The sequence below is a fragment of the Neisseria sp. P0021.S005 genome (assembly GCF_051956955.1).
In genome coordinates, this window is sequence record NZ_JBQCWY010000273.1 from 1 (window position 1) to 3,881 (window position 3,881).

At 54.7% G+C, this 3,881-nt stretch carries 3 protein-coding genes; 2 read left to right on the forward strand and 1 reads right to left on the reverse strand.

Going from position 1 to position 3,881, the window contains the following annotated elements:
• Nucleotides 1–2,545, reverse strand: a 2,545-nt coding sequence (gene polA, locus ACTHUE_RS12495) for a DNA polymerase I (protein WP_440423616.1), incomplete at its 3' end; no start/stop codon positions are given.
• Nucleotides 2,546–2,726: 181 nt separating this feature from the next.
• On the opposite strand from polA, the gene ACTHUE_RS12500 reads away from it, so the two are divergent.
• Both ACTHUE_RS12500 and ACTHUE_RS12505 read left to right on the forward strand, forming a co-directional pair.
• On the forward strand, nucleotides 2,727–3,227 hold the full coding sequence (locus ACTHUE_RS12500; protein ID WP_107768670.1) for a hypothetical protein: 501 nt from the start codon (nucleotides 2,727–2,729) through the stop codon (nucleotides 3,225–3,227).
• 53 nt (nucleotides 3,228–3,280) lie between these two features.
• A partial coding sequence (locus tag ACTHUE_RS12505; RefSeq protein WP_440423617.1) for a PspA/IM30 family protein occupies nucleotides 3,281–3,881 on the forward strand: 601 nt, incomplete at its 3' end.

The window sequence follows — 3,881 nt, forward strand, 5'->3', positions numbered from 1 at the left end:
TGGGGGCGTTGATGGCGGCGCGTTCGGCTCCGGCGCGGGCGTTGGCGTTTTTGTTGTGGATGTCGGGCAGGTAGAGGCGGCGGCCGAACAGGGTTTCGACGAAGCCTTGCGCGGCGGCTTGTTCTTTAGTGCGCTGCATGTATTCGGCGACGCCGGGATAGCGGGCGAAGTAGCGGTCGATAAAGTTTTTGGCGGAGATGTTGTCGATGCCCAATGATTTGGCGAGGCCGTATTGGCCCATGCCGTAAATGAGGCCGAAGTTGATGGTTTTGGCGTAGCGGCGTTGTTCGGACGAGACGTTTTCAGGGGCAATGCCGAACACTTCGGCGGCGGTGCGGCGGTGTACGTCTTCGCCGTTTTGGAACGCTGTAATCAGGGTTTTGTCGCCGGAGAGGTGCGCCATGATGCGCAGCTCGATTTGGGAATAGTCGGCGGAAACGATGACGCTGCCTTGCGGTGCGGTAAAGGCGCGGCGCACGCGGCGGCCTTCGGCGGTGCGGATGGGGATGTTTTGCAGGTTGGGGTTGTTGCTGGCGAGGCGGCCGGTAATGGCGACGGCTTGAGCGTAGGTGGTATGCACGCGACCGTCTTTGGGCGAAATCATTTCGGGCAGTTTGTCGGTGTAAGTGGATTTGAGTTTTGCCAGGCTGCGGTTTTGCAGGATGATTTTGGGCAATGGATAATCGGGCGCGAGCTGTTCGAGCACGGCTTCGTTGGTGGAAATGCCGCCTTTGGCAGTTTTTTTCAGTCCTTTGGTGGGGATGCCCATTTTGTCGAACAGGATTTCTTGAAGCTGTTTGGGCGAGTTGAGGTTGAACGGCTGGCCTGCGGCGGCGTAGGCTTCTTGTTCGAGCTTCATCAGTTCGGCGCCGAGTTCTGCGCTTTGGCGGGCGAGTTCGGCGCGGTCGATTTGTACGCCGTTGCGTTCCATTTCAAACAATACTTGCGCAACAGGCAGCTCCATTTTTTCATACATTTCAAGCTGTTTGTCGTCCATTTGCGCGCGCAGGTGCGCTTCGAGGCGCAGGGCAAAATCTGCGTCTTGTGCGGCGTATTCGGTCGCCTGCCCGATAGCGACGTCGGCAAAACCGATTTGTTTCGCGCCTTTGCCGCACAGCGATTCGTAGGTAATGGTTTCCAAGCCCAGCCAGCGTTCGGACAATTCGTCCAAGCCGTGTCCGAGATGGCTCTCGATGATATAGGAAGCAAGCATGGAATCGCCGGCAATGCCGTTCAGGGCGATGTCGTAGTTGGCGAAAACGTGTTGGTCGTATTTGAGGTTTTGCCCGATTTTTTTCAGGGCAGGATTTTCCAAATGCGGTTTCAGACGGCCTAATACTTCTTGCAAATCAAGTTGTTCGGGCGCAGCAGTCAGGCTGTGTCCTACGGGGATGTAAACCGCTTCGCCTGCTTGGAACGCGATGCTGATGCCGACCAGCGCGGCGTTCATCGCGTCTAGGGAAGTGGTTTCCGTATCGATGCCGATTGTGTCCGCCTGCGCCAGTTTGTCCAACAAAGCGGCAAACTGCGCTTCGGTGGTAACGGCTTGATAATCCAACTTTTCGGGGGCGGGGGCATGTTCTATGATTTTTTCAGACGACGTTTCCATGTCCAACGCCGCCTGTTCGCCTATCGTATCGCTGCCGAACAAATCGCCGTCCACCGCTTCGTGCATACGGCTTTCCGCTTCTTTCAGCCAAGTGCGGAAGCCCCAGCGTTTGAAATCGACAACCAGCTGCGCCCATTTAGGCGTAGTACGGCGCAGGCTTTCGAGGCCGTCTGAAAGCTCGGTGTGCAAATCCAAATCGGTTTTAATCGTTACCAAATCATACGACAGCGGCAGTTGTTCCAAAGCAGCTTGCAGGTTTTCTCCCACCTTGCCTTTGACTTCGGCAGCGTGTTCCATCACACCAGCCAGCGAGCCATAGACTTCCAGCCACTTCACCGCAGTTTTCGGGCCGCATTTTTCCACACCCGGCACGTTGTCCACCTTGTCGCCCATCAGCGCGAGATAATCGCGGATTTGGTCGGGGCGCACACCGAATTTTTCCTTCACGCCTTCAATATCCAGCGTTTCGCCGCTCATCGTGTTCACCAGTGTCACGCGCTCATTTACTAACTGCGCCATGTCCTTATCGCCGGTAGATACCACCACGTTCCACCCTGCTTCGCTAGCCATCTTAGCCAAAGTGCCGATAACGTCGTCCGCTTCCACCTGCGGAATCACCAATACCGGCCAGCCCATCAGGCGCACCAAATCCGGCAAGGCTTCCGCCTGAGGGCGCAAATCGTCCGGCATCGGCGGGCGCGTCGCCTTATAGTCGGGGAACATCTCGTGGCGAAAATTTTTGCCCTTAGCGTCAAACACCACCGCGCAATATTCATGCACATAATCCGCCCGCAGCCGGCGCAGCATGTTCAACACACCATACATCGCCCCCGTCGGCGCACCATCGGGCGCAGACAAATTCTGCCCCATGGCATGATAGGCGCGGTAAAGATAAGAAGAGCCGTCAACGAGAAGGAGTGTGGGTTTGTTGGACATGGAGAACCTGCTGTGTGTATGAAAATAATGTACGGATTATAAAGGAAAAGGCCGTCTGAAAACCGAAAATCAAGTTTCAGACAGCCTGATGTTTACATAAATATACGGTTTCAGGTATTGCGCCTCAGAATCCCATCTTGTATATTTGTATTCAAATGAATACAAATCAAAGCAGACGAATATGAATGCAACGAACCGTATCCCAATTAGTGTGCGCATCACTCAGGAAGATGCTGATTTTATTGCCGAACTCAAAATTGAAGGTGCGAATACAGCGTCTGAAAAAATCCGCGAATTGCTCAAGCTGGCGCGCTTGGCGCATACGCAGACACGCGATTACGGCTCTGCACTGACGGCGCAAGAGCAGTTTTTCCAACCAGCAAAACACGAAATCTTGCACGCTGAAAAACAGGCTGGAGTGCATTCGCATATCGTGGCGAGGCTGTTTGAACAACTGCCCGACTTAGGCGCAACACTCGCCGCCGATCTGCCAGCAGAAGCTGACCTAGACGATTTGAAAAAATACGAGCGCGAACTGATGTGGCGCATCGTCCGCCTTACCGACAGCATCCTGCAACTCGCCGTAACCGGCAAAGGCGCGGCATACGACGATACCGTGCTGCAACAGCTTGAAAATACTTTGAAACTGGCAAAGATTGTGCAGCAGGCAAATGAAATTTAAGGCTGCCGCCATACCAAATGAAACAAACACATTTTAGTGAAAGGAAAATCCAAATGAGCGAAACCCTATCCCGCCGAGTAGGCCGTCTGGTAAGCGGCGGTTTTCATGCCCTGATTGATGCGGCGGAAAACCTCGCGCCTGAAGCGGTAATGAACGAAAGCATCCGCGAAATTGAGCGCGCAGTAGATGAAGTGCGTGCTGAATTGGGCAAAGTGTTGGCACAGAAACATCTTGCCGCCAAGAAAATGGCCGATGAAAGCAACCGCCACGAAGCCATCGATGCCAATCTGCAAGCCGCCGTAGATGCCGGTCGCGATGATCTTGCCGAAGCGGGTATCGCCGAACAGATGGACATCGAAGCGCGTCTGCCCATCTTGGAAAACACCATTGCCGATTGTGCCGCACAAGAAAAAGAGCTCGAAGGCTTTATCGCCGCCCTGCAGGCGAAAAAACGCGAGATGCAGCAGCAGTTGCAAGACTGGCGTGCCGCACAGCAAAGCATGGGCACAGGCAAAACAGTCGGCGGCAACGGCAGCGACCTCAACCGCATTGCCCGTGATGCCGAAAAAAGCGGCAATGCCTTCGACCGTGTGATGGGTCGCCAAAACTCGGTACACAGCAGCACCGATGCGGCGCAGTTGGCCAAGCTGAAAG

What these genes read in the sequence shown, in the direction of transcription:
- ACTHUE_RS12500 (WP_107768670.1), top strand. Translation starts at nt 2,727, where the DNA reads ATGAATGCAACGAACCGTATCCCAATTAGTGTGCGCATCACTCAGGAA.